A 19,915-nucleotide genomic window follows, 5' to 3' on the forward strand; every position below is an offset into this window, starting at 1 on the left:
CGGTCTCAAGACAACGGCGGTCCCTTTCCTCAAACACCTCGGCGTTCGCACCACAAAATGTCCGAAACCAGCCAAGACCGATCAGCGTTGCTTCGGCATCACCAGGGGAGCGACGACGGCGAGCAGTATCGCGGGGATCAGGAAGCTCGCGGCAGGCGAAGAGTCGTAGATCGGTGTCAGGGCCAGGGGAGCAAGGGCAGCGCCGCCGAAGCGCATCGCTTGCACGACCGACACGGCGCCGCCGCGGTTGGGCCCCTCGGAGCCGAGTACCGCAGCGTTGACGCCTACCAGGACGAACTGGCTCGCGACGCCTGCGACAAACCATGCGATCGCGATCACCGGCACCAAGCCGGCGAGGCCGACGACGGACACCAGAACTGCACCGCCCAGGGCGCCGATCATCACGGAGGACCGTGCGCCGATGCGATCGATGAGGATTCCGATGCGTCGGGCCGAGAGGATGCCGGCCACACCGAAAACGGTGAGCAGTAGGCCGCGGACGGTGGGGGACAGTCCGAACTCGTCTTCGAAGCGGAAGGCAAGCAGGAAGCTCAGCCCACCGAGGGCGCCCCAGCCGAGCAGTGCAGCGATGCCGATCCGGAGCACTTCGGGGCGCAGTGCATCGCGTAGGCGTGCGGGAGTAGTTGCCGTCGGCGCTTCGGACTTCGGGAGCCCGACGGCTCCCAGGATGCCTGCGACCACAGCAATGACGAGAAAGGCCAGACGCCAGTCGAATTCGGCCGCGAGGCCGCCGATCAACGGAGCTGACGACTGCCCAGCAGCCTGGAAAGCGCCGAAGGCTCCGAGCGCTCGGCCCAGTCGGGCCTGCGGTGTTGCGGCCGCCAACGAAGCAAGCAGTAGCGGTGTGGTGAATGCGTTCGCCGAGCCCTGCAGTACCCGGGCGGCCAGGAAGATCTCGAGAGTCGGGGCGAGGAAGCACGCCAACGACGCGAAGACGTAGACCCCGTATGCGATCCGCACGGTCCGGACTTTGCCCCACCGCGTCCCGAGTGTCCCGGACACCAACATCAGTGCGGCGAAGGGGAGCAGGTACGCGGTGAGCGAGGAGGCGGCCGCCGACGGCCCGACCCCGAGATCGTCACCGATCTCGGGGAGGATCGAAGCAACCACACCGCCGCCGAACGGGCCGAGGAACCCGCCGGCGTACAGCGCGATCAGTTGAAGCCGGAGACGCACGGGGCGCTGTGTACTTCCGCCTTCTTCCTCTGGAGTGTTCTTGCTCACAGTCCGAAGCTGCCGGGGCCTCGCCGTCTGAGGTAGCGCTCGAATTCCGCGGCGATGGCGTCGCCGTCGATCTTGGAGATGGCTTCGCTGATGTCGGTTTCAGCGTCGCCCCGTTCTTCCAGGGTGCGCACGTATTCGCCGATTTCCTCGTCGTCCGCGGTCATTTCGTTGACCGCTTCCTCCCAGTCCTCCGACTGAGCTGGGAGCTCCCCGAGGGGGACCTCGATGTCGAGAACATCCTCGACGCGTTGAAGGAGGGCCACTGTGGCCTTCGGGTTGGGTGGCTGCGACACGTAGTGCGGAACCGCTGCCCAGAACGAAATAGCCGGTACACCAGCACGAACGCACTCGTCCTGAAGGACTCCGGTAATACCCGTCGGGCCTTCGTACCGGGTCTGTTCCAGATTGAACCGGGCGGCGGATTCACTGCTGTACGCCGTGCCCGTGACCGGGACCGGGCGTGTGTGCGGAGTGTCTGCAAGCAGTGCACCGAGAATGACCACGGTCTTGACGTTCAGCTGGTCGATCAACTCGAGCAGATCCTCGCAGAAGCTGCGCCACCGCATGTTGGGTTCGATCCCGCGCAGCAGGACGATGTCGCTCTCGCTGCCAGGGGGCGAACAGACCGACAAACGTGTTGCCGGCCAGACGATTTCGCGGGTGACTCCGTCGACCTGACGGACCGTGGGACGGTTGACCTGATAGTCGTAGTAGTCCTCGGAATCGAGTTCGGCGAGCGGCTGGGCATCCCAGATCAGCTCGAGATGTTCGACCGCACCACTGGCCGCGTCACCGGCGTCGTTCCAGCCCTCGAAAGCTGCAACGAGGATGGGGTCACGTAGGACAGGGATGTCGCCCTCGAGGCGGTCGCTGGTGTCGACGGCAAAGCCGTCAGGGCTCTCGAAGGCCGCGGAATCGTCGAAATCGACCGGGCCGTCGGGAGTGACGGGGAACTCACTTGGACTCACCCACCCAGCCTACGGCCAGAGCTTGTCGGTGCGCCCACTACTCTGGACGGCATGTCTGCCCCATTTAACTCTGCCCTGCTTGATGCGCTGAAACAGCGCGTTGTCATCGGCGACGGAGCGATGGGCACCATGTTGCAGGCCGCGGACCTCACCCTGGACGACTTCCTCGGCCTCGAGGGGTGCAATGAGATCCTCAACGACACCCGTCCCGACGTGCTCAAAGACATCCACCGTGCGTACTTCGCCGCTGGTGCCGATGCCGTCGAGACCAACACCTTCGGTTGCAACCTGCCCAACCTCGCCGACTACGACATCTCTCACCGGATCCGCGAACTCTCGGAAAAAGGCACTGCTCTCGCCCGCGAAGTAGCGGACGAGATGGGACCCGGCCGCGACGGAATGGCCCGATTCGTACTCGGCTCGATGGGGCCGGGAACCAAGCTCCCCAGCCTCGGACACGCACCGTACGCAGTCCTTCGTGACGCGTACACCGAAGCTGCGCTCGGCATGATCGACGGTGGCGCCGACGCCATCCTCGTCGAAACCTGCCAGGACCTGCTTCAGGTGAAAGCTGCAATCCTCGGCAGTCAGCGCGCGATGGAGCAACTCGGACTGCGGCTGCCGATCATCACGCACGTGACGGTCGAGACAACCGGAACGATGCTCCTGGGCAGTGAGATCGGTGCGGCGCTGACGGCACTCGAGCCGCTCGGTATCGACATGATCGGCCTGAACTGCGCCACCGGGCCGGCCGAGATGAGCGAGCATCTCCGACATCTCTCCAAGTACTCGACGCTGCCGGTGTCGGTCATGCCCAATGCCGGCCTGCCGCAACTCGGCCCCAAGGGTGCCGAGTACCCGCTGACCGCCGACGAATTGGCCGAAGCCCTCAGTGGTTTCGTCTCCGAGTTCGGACTCGGTCTCGTCGGTGGCTGCTGCGGTACGACACCGGAGCACATCAGCGCGGTGGCCGAGGCGGTCCGCCAGGTCGAGAAGGCCCAGCGCACTCCGATCCACGAGCCGAGCACCTCTTCGCTGTACTCCGCGGTGCCGTTCGAGCAGGACGCCAGCATCCTGATGATCGGCGAACGCACGAACTCCAACGGCTCCAAGGCTTTCCGCGAGGCAATGCTCTCCGCGGACTACCAGAAGTGCCTGGACATCGCCAAGGACCAGACCCGCGACGGCGCACACATGCTCGACCTCAACGTCGACTACGTGGGCCGTGACGGTGCCGCCGACATGTCAGAACTGGCAAGCCGTTTGGCGACGTCCTCGACGCTCCCGATCATGCTCGACTCCACCGAGCCTGCCGTGCTGCAGGCCGGTCTCGAGCACCTCGGTGGCCGCTGCGCGGTCAACTCCGTCAACTACGAAGACGGCGCCGGCCCGGAATCGCGTTTCCACAAGATCATGACGCTGGTCAAGGAACACGGCGCGGCCGTTGTCGCCCTGACCATCGACGAAGAAGGCCAGGCTCGCACCGCCGAGACCAAGGTTGCCATCGCCAAGCGTCTGATCGAGGACATCACGGGAAACTGGGGACTCGCCGAGTCCGACATCATCGTCGACGCGTTGACCTTCCCCATCTCGACCGGTCAGGAAGAGGTTCGACGCGACGGCATCGAGACCATCGAAGCCATCCGTCAGCTCAAGGCCGCCTACCCGGAACTGCACTTCACCCTGGGTATCTCCAACATTTCGTTCGGTTTGAACCCGGCCGCACGTCAGGTCCTCAACTCGGTGTTCCTGCACGAGTGCACCGAGGCCGGTCTGGACACGGCGATCGTTCACGCGTCCAAGATTCTGCCGATGGCCCGCATTCCGGACGAGCAGCGTGAAACCGCACTCGACCTGGTCTACGACCGTCGTCGCGAGGGTTACGACCCACTGCAGAAGCTGATGGCTCTCTTCGAGGGCGTTTCGGCTGCGTCGGCGCGTGAGTCCCGTGCACAGGAACTCGCGGGACTTCCGCTGTTCGACCGCCTCGAGCGTCGCATCGTCGACGGTGAGCGCAACGGCCTCGACGACGACCTCACCGAGGCGATGACGATCAAGCCGCCGCTGGCCATCATCAACGAGACTCTGCTGTCCGGCATGAAGACCGTCGGTGAGCTGTTCGGCTCCGGTCAGATGCAGCTGCCGTTCGTGTTGCAGTCGGCCGAGGTCATGAAGGCTGCGGTTGCCTTCCTCGAACCGCACATGGAAGCCACCGACGAGGACGGCAAGGGCCGTATCGTGATCGCGACCGTCAAGGGCGACGTTCACGACATCGGCAAGAACCTGGTCGACATCATCTTGAGCAACAACGGCTACGAGGTAGTCAACATCGGCATCAAGCAGCCGATCGCGACCATCCTCGACGTCGCGTTGGACAAGAAGGCCGACGTCATCGGCATGTCCGGACTGCTCGTGAAGTCCACTGTCGTGATGAAGGAAAATCTGCAGGAACTCAATGCACGCGGTGTCGCCGAGAAGTTCCCGGTTCTGCTCGGCGGTGCGGCGCTGACGCGCTCGTACGTCGAGAACGATCTGCAGGAGGTGTACGAGGGCGACGTCAGCTACGCCCGCGACGCTTTCGAGGGTCTGAACTTGATGGACCAGATCATGACGACCAAGCGTGGCGGCGGCCCAGCGCCGGACAGCCCGGAGGCCATCGCAGCGCGTGAGAAGGCGGCCGAGCGTAAAGCCCGTCACGAGCGTTCCAAGCGAATCGCCGAAAAGCGTAAGGCTGCAGCGGTTCCCGTCATCCTGCCGGAGCGTTCCGACGTTGCCACCGACATTGCGGTGCCGACACCTCCGTTCTGGGGTTCGCGCATCGTCAAGGGAATCTCGCTGTCCGAGTACTCGGGCCTGCTCGACGAGCGCGCTCTCTTCCTCGGCCAGTGGGGTCTCCGCGGTCAGCGCAAGGGCGACGGTCCGACGTACGAGGAACTGGTCGAGTCGGAAGGCCGTCCGCGGCTTCGATACTGGCTCGATCGCCTGACGTCCGAGGGAATCCTCGCGCACGCCGCTGTTGTGTACGGGTACTTCCCGGCGATCTCGGAGGGCGACGACGTCATCGTGCTCACCGAGCCGAAACCGGATGCACCCGAACGGTTCCGGTTCACCTACCCGCGTCAGCACCGCGATCGCTTCCTGTGCATCGCGGACTTCGTCCGCTCGCGCAAGGACGCCGAGGCCACCGGCCAGGTCGACGTTCTTCCGTTCCAGCTGGTGACGATGGGGCAGCCGATCGCGGACTTCGCCAACGAGTTGTTCGCGTCGAACTCGTACCGCGATTACCTCGAAGTACACGGAATCGGCGTCCAGCTCACGGAATCTCTGGCCGAGTACTGGCATCGACGCGTCCGTGAAGAGCTTGTGCTTCCCGAGGGCCACACCGTCGCGGAGCAGGATCCGACCGAGGTTGCCGGGTACTTCGATCTCGAGTACCGCGGCGCTCGTTACTCGTTCGGATACGGCGCGTGCCCGGACCTCGAGGATCGTGCCAAGTTGGTTGCTTTGCTGGAACCCGAGCGGATCGGCGTCGAACTGTCCGAGGAACTGCAGCTGCATCCCGAGCAGTCCACCGACGCTTTTGTCCTGCACCACCCGGAAGCAAAGTATTTCAATGTCTGAGTTGTTGACCGAAGTATCCGAAACGACCCTCGGTGGTGTCCTGTGGGACATGGACGGCACGCTGCTCGATTCGGAGAAGCTGTGGGACATCGCGCTACGTGAGCTGTCCCTGCGCCTGGGCGGACCGATGACGGAAGCGACTCGCATCGCCGTCATCGGTGCGTCGAGCCCCTTCGCCCTGGCGACGGTGTTCGACGCGCTCGGCCTGGAGAAGCATCCCGATGCCATCGCCGAGGCGAAGGACTGGATGTACACCCGCGTCGGCGATCTGTTCGAGGACGGCGTGACCTGGCGACCGGGCGCTCGCGATGCTCTGTCGACCGTGCGTGACGGTGGTCTGCGTTCTGCACTGGTCACCAACACCGAGCGAGTTCTGGTCGATCGGGCACTCGGCATGCTCGGCCGTGAGTTCTTCGACCACTCGGTGTGCGGCGACGAGGTCCCCAACGGGAAACCGGCAGCGGATCCGTACCTGCGCGGCGCGCACCTGCTCGGACTCGAGCCGGCGCAGTGCCTCGCGATCGAGGACTCACCGACCGGTACGGCGTCGGCCAGCGCCGCGGGTTGCGCGGTGCTCGTCGTTCCGTGTGAGGTCGACGTCCCGGCCGGTCCTGGCCGCGTGTTCCGAGAGTCCCTGGTGGACTTGTCCATTCACGATCTTCACGACGTTCACTCGAGCGCGGCACGTTAGGCTGGATTTGCTGTGGCTATTCCGAAAATTGTTCTGTTCTACCAGTTCACGCCCTTGGCGGACCCGGAAGCGATCAAACTGTGGCAGCACAGCCTCGCGGAGTCGAACAACTTGACGGGTCGGATCATCGTCTCGCCTCACGGGATCAATGCGACGGTCGGCGGAGACATCGAGGATGTCAAGCGATACGTCCGAGGTACGCGTGGCTACGAGCCGTTCCGCACCGCTGACATCAAGTGGTCGGACGGACTCGGTGACGATTTCCCTCGCCTGAGCGTCAAGGCTCGCTCGGAGATCGTGACGTTCGGTGCCCCCGACGAGCTGAAGGTCGACGAGAACGGTGTAGTCGGCGGCGGAGTTCACCTGGCGCCCAAAGAACTACACGAACTCGTCGACAGTCGCGGTGACGAGGTCGTGTTCTTCGACGGGCGCAATGCGTTCGAAGCCGAGATCGGCCGTTTCCGAGATGCAGTGGTTCCAGACGTGGCCACCACTCGCGATTTCGTCGCCGAACTCGACAGCGGCAAGTACGACCATCTCAAGGGCAAAGCCGTGGTCACCTACTGCACCGGGGGAGTGCGCTGCGAGGTGTTGTCTTCACTGATGCGCTCACGTGGCTTCGACGAGGTCTACCAGTTGGACGGCGGAATCGTCCGTTACGGCGAAACTTTCGGCGACCGCGGTCTCTGGGACGGTTCCTTGTACGTGTTCGACAAGCGGATGAACATCGAGTTCTCATCCGAAGCCAAGACGCTCGGCGTCTGTGTCGATTGCGGTACTCCGACGCCGCGGTTCCGCAATCGGATCGACGGCGACGGTCGCACCCTCGAATTGCTCTGCGAAAGTTGTTCACCAGACCTCGAGCAGGACTGAGCAGTGCCCAAGGCTCCGTTGCCGATCCGAAACGGTCTCGGGCCGGATCGGCTGCGGATGCCGGCCGAGTCGTCCGCGCGTACCGTCCTCGAGCACCTGATCGCCGACAATCCGGGGGAGCGGGATCTGTGGGCGGACCTCGTCAGCGCCGGGGATGTCGTCGACGAGCACGGGCGCGAGATCACCGGCGAAACGCCTTATCAGCCGACCCGTTTCGTGTACTTCTACCGCGAACCAGCTCCCGAGATTCCGGTCCCGCACGAGATCGAGATCCTGTACCGCGACGACTCGATTCTCGTGATCGACAAACCACACTTCCTGGCGACCATTCCGCGGGGAGCGCACATCGTCGAAAGTGCGGTCGTGCGGCTGCGTCGCGACCTGGACCTTCCGGATCTTGCGCCGGTTCACCGCCTCGACCGGATGACGGCGGGGGTCATCGTGTTCACCGTGACACCGGACCTACGACGGCCGTACCAGGAACTTTTTGCCGAGCAGCGGATCGTCAAGGAATACGAGGCGATTGCGGGCTTCGATCCGGAACTGACTTTCCCGCGCACAGTGCGCAGTCGCATCAACAAGGTTCACGGCGAGATGACGGCCACCGAGATCGCGGGTGAGCCGAACAGTGAGACCTCGATCGAACTGATCGAGGTGATCACCGACTCTGTCGGCCGGACACTTGGGCGATACAGGTTGCTCCCACGGACCGGCCGGACCCATCAGCTTCGCCTGCATCTGAACTCTCTCGGTATCCCGATCGTCGGCGACAATTACTACCCCCAGTACCTCCCCGCGGTGCCCGGCGACTTCTCCACGCCATTGCGATTGTTGGCGCGGGCGCTGGAGTACCCGGATCCGATCACCGGGCAGACCCGCAGGTTCGTCAGTTCGCGCAGCCTCGACGCAGGGCTGTGAACACCGCTGTTCGTGGGCGTGTGAAAACCGCTTCCGTCCTCGTGAAAGAATGTCTACCCGTGAAGACCTTCGAATCCTTGTTCGCCGAATTGACCGAGCGTGCTGCTACTCGCCCCGAGGGGTCCGGCACTGTCGCCGCCCTCGACGCCGGTGTGCATGCGCAGGGCAAAAAGGTCATCGAGGAAGCCGGTGAAGTGTGGATCGCTGCGGAATACCAGAGCGATGAGCAGCTAGCCGAGGAAATTTCCCAGCTGCTGTACTGGACGCAGGTGTTGATGGTCGGTCGCGGACTGACCCTCGAGGACGTGTACCGACATCTGTGATCGGAGCTGACCAGCGAGATGTTCGCCATCTCGCTCGTCCAGGGCTTCCGATCCACGTCGTCTCACGTCAACCACACCTTCCGAAAGGACATCCACCATGCTGCGCGTAGCAGTTCCCAACAAAGGCTCACTGTCCGAGTCAGCCGCCGAGATTCTCAGCGAGGCCGGCTACCGTCGACGCACCGATTCCCGTGATCTGACGGTCCTCGATCCTGCCAATCAGGTCGAGTTCTTCTTCTTGCGCCCCAAGGACATTGCGATCTATGTCGGCTCCGGTGAACTGGATCTCGGCATCACCGGTCGCGACCTCGCCGGCGACTCGGGAGCTCCCGTGTCCGAGCGTCTGTCGCTGGGCTTCGGCCGTTCGTCGTTCCGCTACGCAGCACCGGCCGGCAAGGATTGGACGGTCGAGGATCTGTCCGGCCTTCGTATTGCGACGTCGTACCCGAACCTCGTCCGCAATGACCTCACAGATCGCGGACTCGACGCCACCGTCATCCGTCTCGACGGCGCCGTGGAGATCTCGATTCAGCTCGGTGTCGCCGACGCGATCGCCGACGTGGTCGGATCGGGTCGCACTCTCCGTCAACACAACCTCGTGGCTTTCGGCGAATCGCTCTGCGATTCCGAGGGTGTCCTGATCGAGCGCACCGGCGCTCCGCAGGACGATCCCGCCCGCAACCAGCTCATCGAACGCGTACGGGGAATCGTCTTCGCTCAGCAGAACCTGATGATCGACTACGACTGCCCGCGCACCATCCTCGACGACGCCATCAAGATGACCCCCGGTATGGAGTCGCCGACGCTCTCGCCGTTGGCCGATCCTGACTGGGTCGCGGTTCGCGCGATGGTCCCGATCAAGGGACACAACCAGGTGATGGACGCCTTGGCCGAACTCGGTGCCAAGGCCATCCTCGCGTCGAACATCCGCTCGGTACGCGCTTTCTGATCACTGCCTGATAGATCTACGCGCATTCGCGCCCGTTCCTGAAAGTCAGGAACGGGCGCGAATCTGCAAAGTCTGGGCGATACGGCCGACGGCACCCTGCTCGTCGTAGAGCACACCCGCACACATGCCGACGCCGTCCGGACCGGTTGTGGTTTCGGCGGCGACACCGACCCAGTCGCCCTCGGGCACGCGGAAGATGTGCACCGTGAGATCGGTGTTGAGGAACGTCCAGTGCTCCGGGTCGAGCTTGGCGCCGACGCCGTTGGAGATGTCGGCCACCGCGAACAAGCGCTCGAGGGCAGACATCTTCTCGCCCTCGACCAGTTCGGGCTTGGGGCGTGCCCACACCTTTCCGGTGCCCACGCACCCGATCGGAGCAATCCAGGACCAGTCGAGGGTCTTGAGGTAGCCAACGCTCCAGAGACCCTCGAGCACGCCCGGGGTTCCACTGTCGCGGGGTTCGAGCGGGGGATCGACTACGTGGACGACGTCACCGGTATCCACCGTCTCCATCCGCCACGCCGTCCCTCGCGCAACAGCGCGTGCAGATCCGTCGGCGGTGGTCGCCCACAGTTCGGCGACGATCAATTCGATACGGCGACCGGGTCGTTCGATCCAGGACCGGACTTCGAGGTCGGCGATCGGAATCGGTCCGAGAATCTCGACGACGACACGCGTCAGACGGGTCTCGTCGCGCGCACCGCACCGCTCGAGGGCTCGTACCAACAGTGCCGACGGGGGAGCGCCGTGCTGCAGCGTCGGGCCCCAGATGCTGACTGTTGCCTGGGTGCTCGCGAACCGCTCGTGCCCTTCCTCCGTCGTTCCGAGGTAGCGGTAGTACGAACTGTCCGTCATGTTATGACTTCTCCTTTGCGGCAACAGGTTCGGTGCTCAGCAGGTCCGGCCAACCTGGATACGGCGGAGGTGTTCCGCCGAACGAGGGGCACAGTGACTTGTGATCGCACCAGTCGCACAGTTTGCCAGGCTTGGGTCTGAAGTCTCCGGTCGCACCTGCTGCGAGGATCGCTTTCCAGATGGCGGAGAGGGTTCGCTCGAATCGAATGAGCTCGTCGTGATCCGGGGCGTACGTGAGAATCGAGCCGGAGGCCAGATAGATCAGGCGCAGTTGTGCGGGAACGATTCCGCGAGTGCGCAGCAGTACGAGCGCGTAGAACTTCATCTGGAAGAGCGCCTTGGACTCGGTGAACTCACGAGGAGCCTTCCCGGTCTTGTAGTCGACCACCCGCACCTCACCCGTCGGTGCAACGTCTATCCGGTCGACGAAACCGCGGAGTCGAACGCCGTTCTCCAATTCTGTCTCGACGTAGACCTCGCACGCCTCGGCATCGAATCGAGTGGGATCTTCGAGCGTGTAGTAGGTCGCGACGAGCTTGCCGACTTCACCGAGAAACGAGTCCAGCTCGTCGTCCGGAACAAGATCGGCGGCCTCGGGAGACTCGGCACTGACACGTTCCCACGCGGGCCGGACGAGTTCGGCTGCGCGATCGGGAACTCGGTGACCGGTCGGGAGTGCAAACAGCGCTTCCAGTGCCGCGTGTACGACGGTGCCTCTGACCTGCGCTCTGGTTGGTGTTTCCGGAATTCTGTCGACCGCTCGAAACCGATAGAGCAGGGGGCATTGTTTGTAGTCACCCGCCCGAGACGGAGAGAGCGCCGGCCGACTACGCGGGCGCTCGTGTGATGTGGCACCCGTTGGAGTGGGGGTTGGCAATTCGACAGAGCTCACACCTGGCAGGCTATGCGGTTGGTCCGACAACTCCGTCGGAGCCGGTGGCGAGGACACCGGAAACAAGCGAACAGGGATCATCTGCGCATGGCGAACGAGCTGCAACCAGAAGAAGTCACGACCGAAGTGGATGAGGTTGTGCAGTCCGCTGTCGCCGAGATTCCCGAACCAGAGCTTTTTGACGCTGATCTCACCGCGCCGGGTAAGCGGCCGTCGGGACCGTTCCGCGTAGGCGATCGCGTCCAGCTGACCGACGGCAAGGGACGCCACTACACGATCGTCCTCGAGGCGAACCGTGAGTACCACACCCACAAGGGCGGAATCGTTCACAACGACCTGATCGGTGCCGACGAGGGCAGCGTCGTCAAGTCGGTCAACGGCACGCCTTACCTCGCTCTTCGTCCACTACTGGTGGACTACGTGCTCTCCATGCCGCGCGGTGCCCAGGTCATCTACCCGAAGGACGCGGCTCAGATCGTCCACGAGGGCGACGTGTTCCCCGGAGCACGCGTGCTCGAAGCAGGAGCCGGCTCCGGCGCACTGACGTGTTCCCTGCTGCGTGCCGTCGGACCCGAGGGCAAGGTCATCTCCTACGAGGTCCGCGACGATCACGCCGAACACGCGGTCCGCAACGTCGAGACCTTCTTCGGGGAGCGTCCCCCGAACTGGGAACTGACCATCGCCGATCTCGCGGAGTTCGATCCGGAAGCGCACGGCGGCAAGGTCGATCGCGTCGTACTCGACATGCTGGCTCCGTGGGACGTCCTGCCCGCCGTCTCGAAGGCGCTCGTGCCTGGCGGCGTTCTGATCGTCTACGTCGCGACCGTTACTCAGCTCTCGAAGGTCGTCGAGGCGATGCGCGAGCAGGAATGCTGGACCGAGCCACGCTCGTGGGAATCGATCGTGCGCGGTTGGCACGTCGTCGGTTTGGCGGTGCGCCCCGAACATCGGATGCAAGGCCACACCGCGTTCCTCGTGAGCGCTCGTCGTCTCGCCGAAGGAACTGTCACCCCGAAGCCCCAACGGCGTGCGGGCAAGGGCTCGAATACCGCGGCCAAGTAATTACACGAAAACAACAAGAGCGGCGATCCGGTATCCGGATCGCCGCTCTTGTCGTAGCTGGAAGTTATGCGGTGCAGGAAGCGCGGCCCATTTCCAGGAGCACGCAAGCCGAGGTGTCGGACAGCTTCCAGGACCCGTCTTCGAGCTCCCAGGTCCACGGGGTGGCCGGGGCGGCGCCGTGCGGGCTGACGACGGCGACGTCTGCAGTTGCGGTCTGACCGTCGACCTTGACGTTGTCCACGTTGAACGTGATCGCGTAGGCCGGGTTACCGCCCAGCGCAGCACTCATCGTCTCGATGTTGGCCTGACGCTTGGTTCCGTCGACCACCAGAGCGGTCTTCTCCTCGATCGGCTTGGCCGGATCGATCAGAGCGACCAGCGAAGCGTTGAGCTCCTCGGCCGTCGGAGCCGCTGCGGCAGCGGCAGCTGACGTCGTGGCGGAAGCCGAGGCCTTGGCCGTGGTGCTCGAGGCGGCGGCGGAAGTCGAGCTGGCAGCCGTCGAATCCTTGTTGTCGTCCGAGCTGCATGCACCCATGGTCAGGACGGCAGCGACGGCACAAGCGCTGATGAGAGTCTTGCGGATGATCACAGCGTTACCTTTCGTTGTAAAGAGAGACAGGCGCTGTCTCCATCTTGTAGGCAAGGCTAACATGACAAAATTCTGGCTCGAGACCAGTCGGCACGGTCCTCGTGCGGGTGTGAATTCGCACTCGCGCACCGTGTCTGGCGACAGTTGGGGCCTTATGCCGGTAGCGTTGATGGATCGCACTGGGAGGAGACGCACATGAGCTCGACAGAGAACCCGGATTCGGTTGCGGCAGCAGAAGAACTCCACGCGCTACGAGTGGAAGCACAGGTACTGCGCCGACAACTGGCACAATCGCCGGAGCAGGTGCGTGAGCTGGAGTCGAAGGTGGACTCGCTGTCCATCCGAAACAGCAAGCTGATGGACACCCTCAAGGAGGCCCGTCAGCAGCTCATCGCACTTCGTGAAGAAGTCGACAGACTCGGTCAGCCGCCGAGCGGTTACGGAGTCCTTCTCTCGGTACACGAGGACAAGACCGTCGATGTGTTCACGTCCGGTCGCAAGATGCGATTGACGTGCTCACCGAACATCGACACGGACACCCTTGCCCTCGGACAGACGGTTCGCCTCAACGAGGCACTCACCATCGTCGAGGCGGGCACCTACGAGCAGGTCGGCGAGATCAGCACGCTCCGTGAGGTACTCGACGACGGACTGCGCGCGCTGGTGGTCGGGCATGCCGACGAAGAGCGCATCGTCTGGCTCGCAGCACCGTTGGCGGCCGTCTTCGCCGATCCCGAAGCCGACATCATCGCGTACGACGCTGACTCCCCGACCAGAAAACTGCGTCCCGGTGACTCGTTGCTCGTCGACACCAAGGCCGGATACGCCTTCGAGCGCATCCCGAAGGCCGAGGTCGAAGATCTGGTTCTCGAGGAAGTTCCGGATGTTCACTACGACGACATCGGCGGTCTCGGTCGTCAGATCGAGCAGATCCGTGACGCCGTCGAGCTTCCGTTCCTGCACAAGGACCTGTTTCACGAGTACTCGCTGCGACCGCCGAAGGGAGTACTGCTCTACGGTCCTCCCGGTTGCGGTAAGACGCTCATCGCCAAGGCCGTAGCGAACTCGTTGGCCAAGAAGATCGCCGAAGCCCGAGGTCAGGACAGCAAGGACGCCAAGTCCTACTTCCTGAACATCAAAGGCCCGGAACTTCTGAACAAGTTCGTCGGCGAAACCGAGCGTCACATTCGGATGATCTTCCAGCGTGCTCGCGAGAAGGCGTCCGAGGGCACTCCGGTGATCGTCTTCTTCGACGAGATGGACTCGATCTTCCGTACCCGTGGTTCGGGAGTCTCCTCCGACGTGGAGACTACGGTCGTTCCACAGCTGCTCAGCGAGATCGACGGCGTGGAAGGGCTCGAGAACGTCATCGTCATCGGTGCGTCCAACCGTGAGGACATGATCGACCCGGCCATCCTGCGTCCGGGGCGACTGGACGTGAAGATCAAGATCGAGCGCCCCGACGCGGAATCTGCTCAGGACATCTTCTCGAAGTACCTGGTGGACGGTCTGCCGATCAATGCGGACGACCTCGCCGAGTTCGGTGGAGATCGTACTGCATGCTTGAAGGCGATGATCGTTCGCGTCGTCGATCGCATGTACGCGGAGAGCGAAGAGAATCGTTTCCTCGAGGTCACGTACGCCAACGGTGACAAGGAAGTTCTGTTCTTCAAGGACTTCAACTCGGGTGCGATGATCCAGAACATCGTCGACCGCGCCAAGAAGTACGCGATCAAGTCGGTGCTCGACACCGGTGCTCCGGGCTTGCGTGTGCAGCACCTCTTCGATTCCATCGTCGACGAGTTCGCCGAGAACGAGGATCTGCCCAACACCACCAATCCTGATGACTGGGCACGTATTTCGGGCAAGAAGGGGGAGCGGATCGTCTACATCCGCACTCTCGTCACGGGCAAGAACGCCAGTGCAAGCCGCGCGATCGACACGGAGTCGAACACGGGCCAGTACCTGTAGCGAAAACCAACACCGATCGGGCCGGCCACTCCTCGAGAGTTGTCGGCCCGATCTCTGCGTCGCCCCCGTTGACTTCGTTGCGATTGGACCGGTCGGTCGCGCTGGTTTAGAGTCCCGCCGTGCAGATACATCTTCGACACAATCCGTCGTCCACCGTCGCTCGCTGCTACCTCGCGCCCGGCGAACCGCTGCGCGTGGAGAGCGGGGCGATGCTCGCGCATTCTGCCGGCGTGGTTCTCGAAGCGAAGGCGCAGGGCGGCGTCCTGCAAGGCCTCAAGCGGTCGATGCTCAGCGGAGAATCGTTTTTCGTCACGACGTATACCGCTCCGCCGCAAGGTGGTTGGGTCGATGTGACGGGCGTTCTTCCCGGCGATCTGATCCCGCTGACCATCACGTCCGATCGCCCGTTCTTCCTCAACCGTGGAACCTGGTTGGCCAACTCCTACGGCGTCACGGTCGAGTCCAAATGGGGAGGCATGTCCAACCTCTTCGGCGGTGAGGGCGGATTCGGCCTGCGGGCAAGTGGCGACGGTGAGGTAGTGCTGGCCGTCTACGGCGCGATCGACGTCATCGACTTGCAGCCGGGCGAGACGATCACGATCGACACCGGTCACGTGGTCGCCTACGACCTCGGGATGAACTTCAACATGCGGCGCGCCGTTCAAGGGCGCACCATTCAGTCGATGAAGTCCGGCGAAGGATTTGTCTTCGACTTCACCGGCCCCGGACGCGTTCTCGCGCAGACCCGCAACCCCAGTGCGTTTGCGGCGTGGCTCTCGGCGATCACCCCGGGCTGATCACCGACCAGTGCTGTTCAACTCCAGTGCTGTTCAGCCCCAGTGGTGTTCAGCTCCAGCAATAGTCGGCCAGCAGAGCGCGTGAGTCTGGAACGAACGGCCACGACGGGTCTTGCAGGTGGGCGCCGAGTTCTTTCGGCGTCCACCACCAACCTTCGGCGATCTCGCTGGGCTGATGAGCCATCGGACCGTCGTACCTGAGTTCGAACGCAAACAGGTGACAGCGCAGCGGAGAGTTGTTCCACTCGCCGTCCCAGGATTTTCGAGCGATCTCCGTCAGTTGGAGTGGCTGATCTGCCGTTCCGAAGATTCCGAGTTCTTCACCGACTTCACGGATCGCAGTTTCCTGCGGCGTCTCACCTGGATCGACGACGCCTCCGGCAAGACAGTCGTGATAGCCCCCGAATACTGCCTTCGTGTCGGTTCGGCGATGAACGTAGATACGCGAACCGTCCCCGGTGCGAACGAGGACTCCTGCGCTCGCGTGCCAGAGCCCGCCCGAGTAGACGACGGAACGTGTTGCTCGGCCGATCGGATTACCCGTCCGGTCGTACACGGCGACTACCTCGTCCGCGGGATTGAGGTCTGCGGTGAGAGGTTGGTGCATTCCTCCAACTGTGCCACGCCTGTAGGCGCCGCGCCTCAATCACATAGGCTCTTGTGTCATGCAGCGGATCATCGGTGTCGAGGTCGAATACGGAATATCTTCACCCAGTGAGCCGTCGGCGAATCCGATTCTCACTTCAACCCAGGCGGTGCTTGCCTACGCCGCCGCAGCGGGCGTGCCACGAGCCAAGCGCACACGCTGGGACTACGAGGTCGAATCTCCGCTCCGTGACGCCCGAGGCTTCGATCTGGGGCGAATGAGCGGCCCCGCACCGGTGATCGACGCGGACGAGATCGGCGCCGCGAACATGATTCTCACCAACGGGGCACGGTTGTACGTCGATCACGCCCATCCCGAGTATTCGGCCCCCGAGGTCGCCGACCCGCTCGACGCAGTGATCTGGGACAAGGCCGGCGAACGAGTGATGGAAGCTGCTGCGCGGCACGCATCCAGCGTGCCGGGTGCGCCACGGCTGCAGCTGTACAAGAACAACGTCGACGGCAAGGGTGCCTCGTACGGCACGCACGAGAATTACCTGTGCTCGCGCGACACCCCGTTCGCCTCGATCGTGACCGGCTTGACGCCGTTCTTCGCGTCCCGGCAGGTGATCTGTGGTTCCGGTCGTGTGGGTCTCGGTCAGTCCGGCGACGAGGCCGGATTCCAGCTTTCGCAGCGATCGGACTACATCGAGGTCGAAGTAGGCCTCGAGACCACGCTCAAGCGCGGAATCATCAACACCCGCGACGAACCGCACGCGGATGCGGACAAGTACCGCCGGCTGCACGTCATCATCGGCGACGCGAACCTCGCGGAGATGTCGACGTACCTCAAGGTGGGAACAACGGCGCTGGTACTCGACCTGATCGAGGCTGGTGTCGACCTCACCGATCTGCAGCTGGCCCGTCCGGTCACCGCCGTCCATCACATCAGCCACGACCCGACTCTGCGCAAGACCGTGGCGCTGGCCGACGGCCGTGAACTGACAGGACTTGCGCTGCAACGTATTTACCTCGAGCGTGTCTCGAAGTTCCTGGACCGTGAGACCGATCGTGATCCGCGAGCGGACGACATCGTCGCCAAGTGGGCGATGGTTCTCGACCTCCTCGAGCGCGATCCCATGGAGTGCGCGAACATCCTGGACTGGCCGGCCAAACTGCGTCTGCTCGAAGGTTTCCGCAATCGTGAGGGACTCGCATGGTCGGCGCCGCGGTTGCATCTGGTGGATCTGCAGTACTCCGACGTGCGGCTCGACAAGGGGCTGTACAACCGCCTGGTTGCTCGCGGCTCCATGGAGCGGCTTGTCACCGAACAACAGGTTCTCGACGCGGTCATGAACCCTCCCACCGACACTCGCGCATACTTTCGCGGCGAGTGCCTACGTCGATTCGGTGCCGATATCGCGGCCGCGAGCTGGGATTCGGTCATCTTCGATCTCGGGGGCGAGTCGTTGATCCGAATCCCCACCCTCGAGCCGCTTCGCGGCACCAAAGCGCACGTCGGAGCGTTGCTCGACTCCGTCGACAGCGCCGCGGAATTGGTTGATCAGCTCACTCACTGAAATCAGCCGATGCGGCTCGCCGTCGCGTCTCTCCACACCTGACGGTGCCGCTCGGTAGGGTGAAGGTCCGAGCGGGATCAGTTACCGACTCTGCTGGGCCGAACAGGATGCTCGCGAGAGCTCCCTTCACACAAGGAGGTCGACGGCGATGGCTCAAGAACAGACGCAGCGTGCCGGTGGCGGCGAAGACGACGAAACCACTGGTGGCGACGGCAGTGCCGGCCAGGAACGTCGCGAGAAGCTGGCTGCAGAAACCGACGACCTGCTCGACGAGATCGACGACGTGTTGGAAGAGAACGCCGAGGACTTCGTCCGTGCCTATGTCCAGAAGGGCGGCCAGTGACGGTGGATCGCGCGCCCCGGATCACAGACGGGGACACACGGTTGAGCTTCGGCTCGAATCTGTCGTCATTCTCGGAATACCTTCGGGTGCATGCACCGGAGCACCTTCCGCAGAACCGCTTCGCCGACACAGGAGGTGTTGTCATGGGCGGGGGAGACATAGCTCCGCACGGCACCACCATCGTGGCGATCAGCTATGCGGGTGGTGTTCTGCTCGCCGGTGATCGCCGAGCGACGATGGGCAACCTCATCGCCAGCCGTGACGTGCAGAAGGTGTACGTCACCGACGATTACTCGGCTGCGGGTATCGCCGGAACGGCCGGGATCGCAATCGAACTGGTTCGGCTCTTCGCAGTCGAACTCGAACATTACGAGAAGATCGAAGGCGTTCCACTCACGTTCGACGGTAAGGCCAATCGACTTTCGTCGATGGTTCGCGGAAATCTCGGAGCAGCGATGCAGGGACTGGCGGTCGTGCCGCTGCTCGTGGGTTACGACCTGGACGCGGTCGATCCGTCAACGGCCGGCCGGATCGTCTCCTACGACGTCGTCGGTGGGCGATACGAGGAGCGCGCTGGATATCACGCAGTCGGGTCGGGTTCTCTGTTTGCGAAATCGGCGCTCAAGAAGCTGTATTCCCCGGGAATCGACGAGGACACTGCACTTCGATTCGCAGTCGAAGCGCTGTACGACGCAGCAGATGACGATTCGGCTACCGGTGGTCCCGATCTGACACGCGGGATCTATCCGACAGCGGTCACCATCACCTCTGCCGGTGCGGTGGAGTTGTCGACAACGCGGGCTGCCGAGATTGCCAGGGAGATCGTCGCGGCTCGCACTGCGACCGCGAGTCCGGAAGGGGAGTCTGCGCTATGACGATGCCGTACTACGCATCAGCCGAACAGATCATGCGCGATCGTTCGGAATTGGCGCGCAAGGGAATTGCCCGCGGACGCAGCGTCGTCGTTCTCACCTACCGCGACGGAGTTCTCTTTGTCGCGGAGAATCCGTCGCGGGCGCTGCACAAGGTCAGCGAACTGTACGACCGTCTCGGATTTGCTGCAGTGGGCAAGTACAACGAGTTCGAGAATCTGCGCCGCGCGGGCATCGTGCACGCGGACATGCGCGGGTACTCGTACGACCGTCGGGATGTCACGGGGCGTTCCCTCGCCAATGCGTACGCGCAGACGTTGGGAACGATCTTCACCGAGCAGCCCAAGCCGTACGAGGTCGAGATCTGCGTTGCCGAGATCGGCCGCTTCGGAAGCAGTACGCCGGCTCAGCTCTACCGGATCACGTACGACGGTTCCATCGTGGACGAGCAGGAATTTGTCGTCATGGGCGGTACAACCGAACCGATCGTGACGGCGATGCGTGAGTCGTACCAGCGAGATCTCGACCTCGAATCCGCAGTGCGAATCGCGGTAGGGGCGCTTCAAAAAGGTGGCCCGGCACCGGCCGGAACCACTGAGGCGGAACCGCGAACACTCGACGTGAGTGCGCTCGAGGTTGCTGTCCTCGACAGCAACCGTCCACGCCGCGCGTTCAAACGAATCGCTGGAACGGTTTTGGAAGGGATGCTTCCAGCTCCGGCAGCAACTGGGGATGCGCCGCCGGCAAACGGCGACGCACCCTCATAGTTACTGCAGGTCTG

The 19,915-nt window shown here is 63.4% G+C and carries 19 protein-coding genes; 13 read left to right on the top strand and 6 right to left on the bottom strand.

What is annotated here, in order from left to right; genetic code table 11:
* Window positions 1-81: 81 nt before the first annotated feature.
* Both ACFWAD_RS12145 and ACFWAD_RS12150 read right to left on the bottom strand, forming a co-directional pair.
* Window positions 82-1,245, bottom strand: a complete 1,164-nt coding sequence (locus ACFWAD_RS12145) for an MFS transporter (RefSeq protein WP_378544045.1) — start codon at window positions 1,243-1,245, stop codon at window positions 82-84.
* The gene (locus tag ACFWAD_RS12150) at window positions 1,242-2,096 is read right to left on the bottom strand and encodes a PAC2 family protein (RefSeq protein ID WP_223257810.1); all 855 of its coding nucleotides are present in this window, start codon (window positions 2,094-2,096) and stop codon (window positions 1,242-1,244) included. Before ACFWAD_RS12150 ends, ACFWAD_RS12145 begins: the two co-directional genes overlap by 4 nt.
* A 168-nt stretch (window positions 2,097-2,264) precedes the next feature.
* Here ACFWAD_RS12150 and metH point away from each other — a divergent pair, with 168 nt between their 5' ends.
* The 6 genes from metH (at window position 2,265) to hisG (ending at window position 9,588) form a co-directional block, all read left to right on the top strand.
* Window positions 2,265-5,834, top strand: a complete 3,570-nt coding sequence (metH, locus tag ACFWAD_RS12155) for a methionine synthase (RefSeq protein ID WP_378532925.1) — start codon at window positions 2,265-2,267, stop codon at window positions 5,832-5,834.
* On the top strand, window positions 5,827-6,525 hold the full coding sequence (locus tag ACFWAD_RS12160; protein ID WP_378532927.1) for an HAD family hydrolase: 699 nt from the start codon (window positions 5,827-5,829) through the stop codon (window positions 6,523-6,525). Before metH ends, ACFWAD_RS12160 begins: the two co-directional genes overlap by 8 nt.
* A gap of 12 nt (window positions 6,526-6,537) precedes the next feature.
* Window positions 6,538-7,398 carry a rhodanese-related sulfurtransferase gene (locus tag ACFWAD_RS12165; protein ID WP_378532928.1) on the top strand — a complete coding sequence of 287 codons (861 nt, stop codon included), beginning with the start codon at window positions 6,538-6,540 and terminating at the stop codon, window positions 7,396-7,398.
* 57 nt (window positions 7,399-7,455) lie between these two features.
* Entirely contained in the window at window positions 7,456-8,316 is an 861-nt protein-coding gene (locus ACFWAD_RS12170) for a pseudouridine synthase (RefSeq protein ID WP_378544594.1), read from the top strand.
* 59 nt (window positions 8,317-8,375) lie between these two features.
* Window positions 8,376-8,639, top strand: coding sequence for a phosphoribosyl-ATP diphosphatase (locus ACFWAD_RS12175; RefSeq protein ID WP_003944933.1), 264 nt, complete (start codon window positions 8,376-8,378; stop codon window positions 8,637-8,639).
* A 97-nt stretch (window positions 8,640-8,736) separates the two neighbouring features.
* Window positions 8,737-9,588 carry an ATP phosphoribosyltransferase gene (gene hisG / locus ACFWAD_RS12180; RefSeq protein ID WP_378544048.1) on the top strand — a complete coding sequence of 284 codons (852 nt, stop codon included), beginning with the start codon at window positions 8,737-8,739 and terminating at the stop codon, window positions 9,586-9,588.
* A gap of 45 nt (window positions 9,589-9,633) precedes the next feature.
* On the opposite strand, the gene ACFWAD_RS12185 is transcribed toward hisG, so the two are convergent.
* Both ACFWAD_RS12185 and ACFWAD_RS12190 read right to left on the bottom strand, forming a co-directional pair.
* On the bottom strand, window positions 9,634-10,443 hold the full coding sequence (locus ACFWAD_RS12185) for a thioesterase family protein (protein WP_378544051.1): 810 nt from the start codon (window positions 10,441-10,443) through the stop codon (window positions 9,634-9,636).
* Between the two features lies 1 nt (window position 10,444).
* Window positions 10,445-11,335 carry a RecB family exonuclease gene (locus ACFWAD_RS12190; RefSeq protein WP_378544054.1) on the bottom strand — a complete coding sequence of 297 codons (891 nt, stop codon included), beginning with the start codon at window positions 11,333-11,335 and terminating at the stop codon, window positions 10,445-10,447.
* A gap of 138 nt (window positions 11,336-11,473) precedes the next feature.
* On the opposite strand from ACFWAD_RS12190, the gene ACFWAD_RS12195 reads away from it, so the two are divergent.
* Window positions 11,474-12,397 carry a tRNA (adenine-N1)-methyltransferase gene (locus ACFWAD_RS12195; protein ID WP_378544597.1) on the top strand — a complete coding sequence of 308 codons (924 nt, stop codon included), beginning with the start codon at window positions 11,474-11,476 and terminating at the stop codon, window positions 12,395-12,397.
* Window positions 12,398-12,461: 64 nt separating this feature from the next.
* Here the strand turns inward: ACFWAD_RS12195 and ACFWAD_RS12200 are convergent, their stop codons facing one another.
* A complete protein-coding gene (locus ACFWAD_RS12200) occupies window positions 12,462-12,986 on the bottom strand; it encodes a hypothetical protein (RefSeq protein ID WP_003944789.1) in 525 nt (174 codons plus the stop codon).
* Between the two features lie 195 nt (window positions 12,987-13,181).
* Between ACFWAD_RS12200 and arc the strand changes: the two genes are divergently transcribed.
* Window positions 13,182-14,957, top strand: coding sequence for a proteasome ATPase (gene arc, locus ACFWAD_RS12205; RefSeq protein WP_003944870.1), 1,776 nt, complete (start codon window positions 13,182-13,184; stop codon window positions 14,955-14,957).
* 119 nt (window positions 14,958-15,076) lie between these two features.
* Window positions 15,077-15,754 carry a TIGR00266 family protein gene (locus tag ACFWAD_RS12210; protein ID WP_230815672.1) on the top strand — a complete coding sequence of 226 codons (678 nt, stop codon included), beginning with the start codon at window positions 15,077-15,079 and terminating at the stop codon, window positions 15,752-15,754.
* Window positions 15,755-15,803: 49 nt separating this feature from the next.
* Here ACFWAD_RS12210 and ACFWAD_RS12215 read toward each other — a convergent pair whose 3' ends face one another.
* Window positions 15,804-16,361 (bottom strand): NUDIX domain-containing protein, encoded by a 558-nt coding sequence (locus ACFWAD_RS12215; RefSeq protein ID WP_378532934.1) that lies wholly within the window; start codon window positions 16,359-16,361, stop codon window positions 15,804-15,806.
* A gap of 58 nt (window positions 16,362-16,419) precedes the next feature.
* On the opposite strand from ACFWAD_RS12215, the gene dop reads away from it, so the two are divergent.
* The 4 genes from dop to prcA all read left to right on the top strand — a co-directional run bounded on the left by dop (window position 16,420) and on the right by prcA (window position 19,901).
* Window positions 16,420-17,919 carry a depupylase/deamidase Dop gene (dop, locus tag ACFWAD_RS12220; protein WP_283304750.1) on the top strand — a complete coding sequence of 500 codons (1,500 nt, stop codon included), beginning with the start codon at window positions 16,420-16,422 and terminating at the stop codon, window positions 17,917-17,919.
* Between the two features lie 148 nt (window positions 17,920-18,067).
* Window positions 18,068-18,262 carry a ubiquitin-like protein Pup gene (locus tag ACFWAD_RS12225; protein ID WP_003944925.1) on the top strand — a complete coding sequence of 65 codons (195 nt, stop codon included), beginning with the start codon at window positions 18,068-18,070 and terminating at the stop codon, window positions 18,260-18,262.
* Window positions 18,259-19,137, top strand: a complete 879-nt coding sequence (prcB, locus tag ACFWAD_RS12230; RefSeq protein ID WP_378544057.1) for a proteasome subunit beta — start codon at window positions 18,259-18,261, stop codon at window positions 19,135-19,137. The genes ACFWAD_RS12225 and prcB overlap by 4 nt, the downstream gene beginning before the upstream one ends.
* Window positions 19,134-19,901: a proteasome subunit alpha gene (gene prcA / locus ACFWAD_RS12235; RefSeq protein WP_378544060.1), complete on the top strand. Its 768-nt coding sequence runs from the start codon at window positions 19,134-19,136 to the stop codon at window positions 19,899-19,901. The genes prcB and prcA overlap by 4 nt, the downstream gene beginning before the upstream one ends.
* Window positions 19,902-19,915 lie beyond the last annotated feature (14 nt).

It is taken from the genome of Rhodococcus sp. NPDC059969 (genome assembly GCF_042738325.1).
GTDB lineage: Bacteria > Actinomycetota > Actinomycetes > Mycobacteriales > Mycobacteriaceae > Rhodococcus_F.

What these genes read in the sequence shown, in the direction of transcription:
- metH (WP_378532925.1), top strand. Translation starts at nt 2,265, where the DNA reads ATGTCTGCCCCATTTAACTCTGCCCTGCTTGATGCGCTGAAACAGCGC.
- ACFWAD_RS12160 (WP_378532927.1), top strand. Translation starts at nt 5,827, where the DNA reads ATGTCTGAGTTGTTGACCGAAGTATCCGAAACGACCCTCGGTGGTGTC.
- ACFWAD_RS12170 (WP_378544594.1), top strand. Translation starts at nt 7,456, where the DNA reads ATGCCGGCCGAGTCGTCCGCGCGTACCGTCCTCGAGCACCTGATCGCC.
- hisG (WP_378544048.1), top strand. Translation starts at nt 8,737, where the DNA reads ATGCTGCGCGTAGCAGTTCCCAACAAAGGCTCACTGTCCGAGTCAGCC.
- ACFWAD_RS12185 (WP_378544051.1), bottom strand. Translation starts at nt 10,443, where the DNA reads ATGACGGACAGTTCGTACTACCGCTACCTCGGAACGACGGAGGAAGGG.
- arc (WP_003944870.1), top strand. Translation starts at nt 13,182, where the DNA reads ATGAGCTCGACAGAGAACCCGGATTCGGTTGCGGCAGCAGAAGAACTC.
- ACFWAD_RS12215 (WP_378532934.1), bottom strand. Translation starts at nt 16,361, where the DNA reads ATGCACCAACCTCTCACCGCAGACCTCAATCCCGCGGACGAGGTAGTC.
- dop (WP_283304750.1), top strand. Translation starts at nt 16,420, where the DNA reads ATGCAGCGGATCATCGGTGTCGAGGTCGAATACGGAATATCTTCACCC.
- ACFWAD_RS12225 (WP_003944925.1), top strand. Translation starts at nt 18,068, where the DNA reads ATGGCTCAAGAACAGACGCAGCGTGCCGGTGGCGGCGAAGACGACGAA.
- prcA (WP_378544060.1), top strand. Translation starts at nt 19,134, where the DNA reads ATGACGATGCCGTACTACGCATCAGCCGAACAGATCATGCGCGATCGT.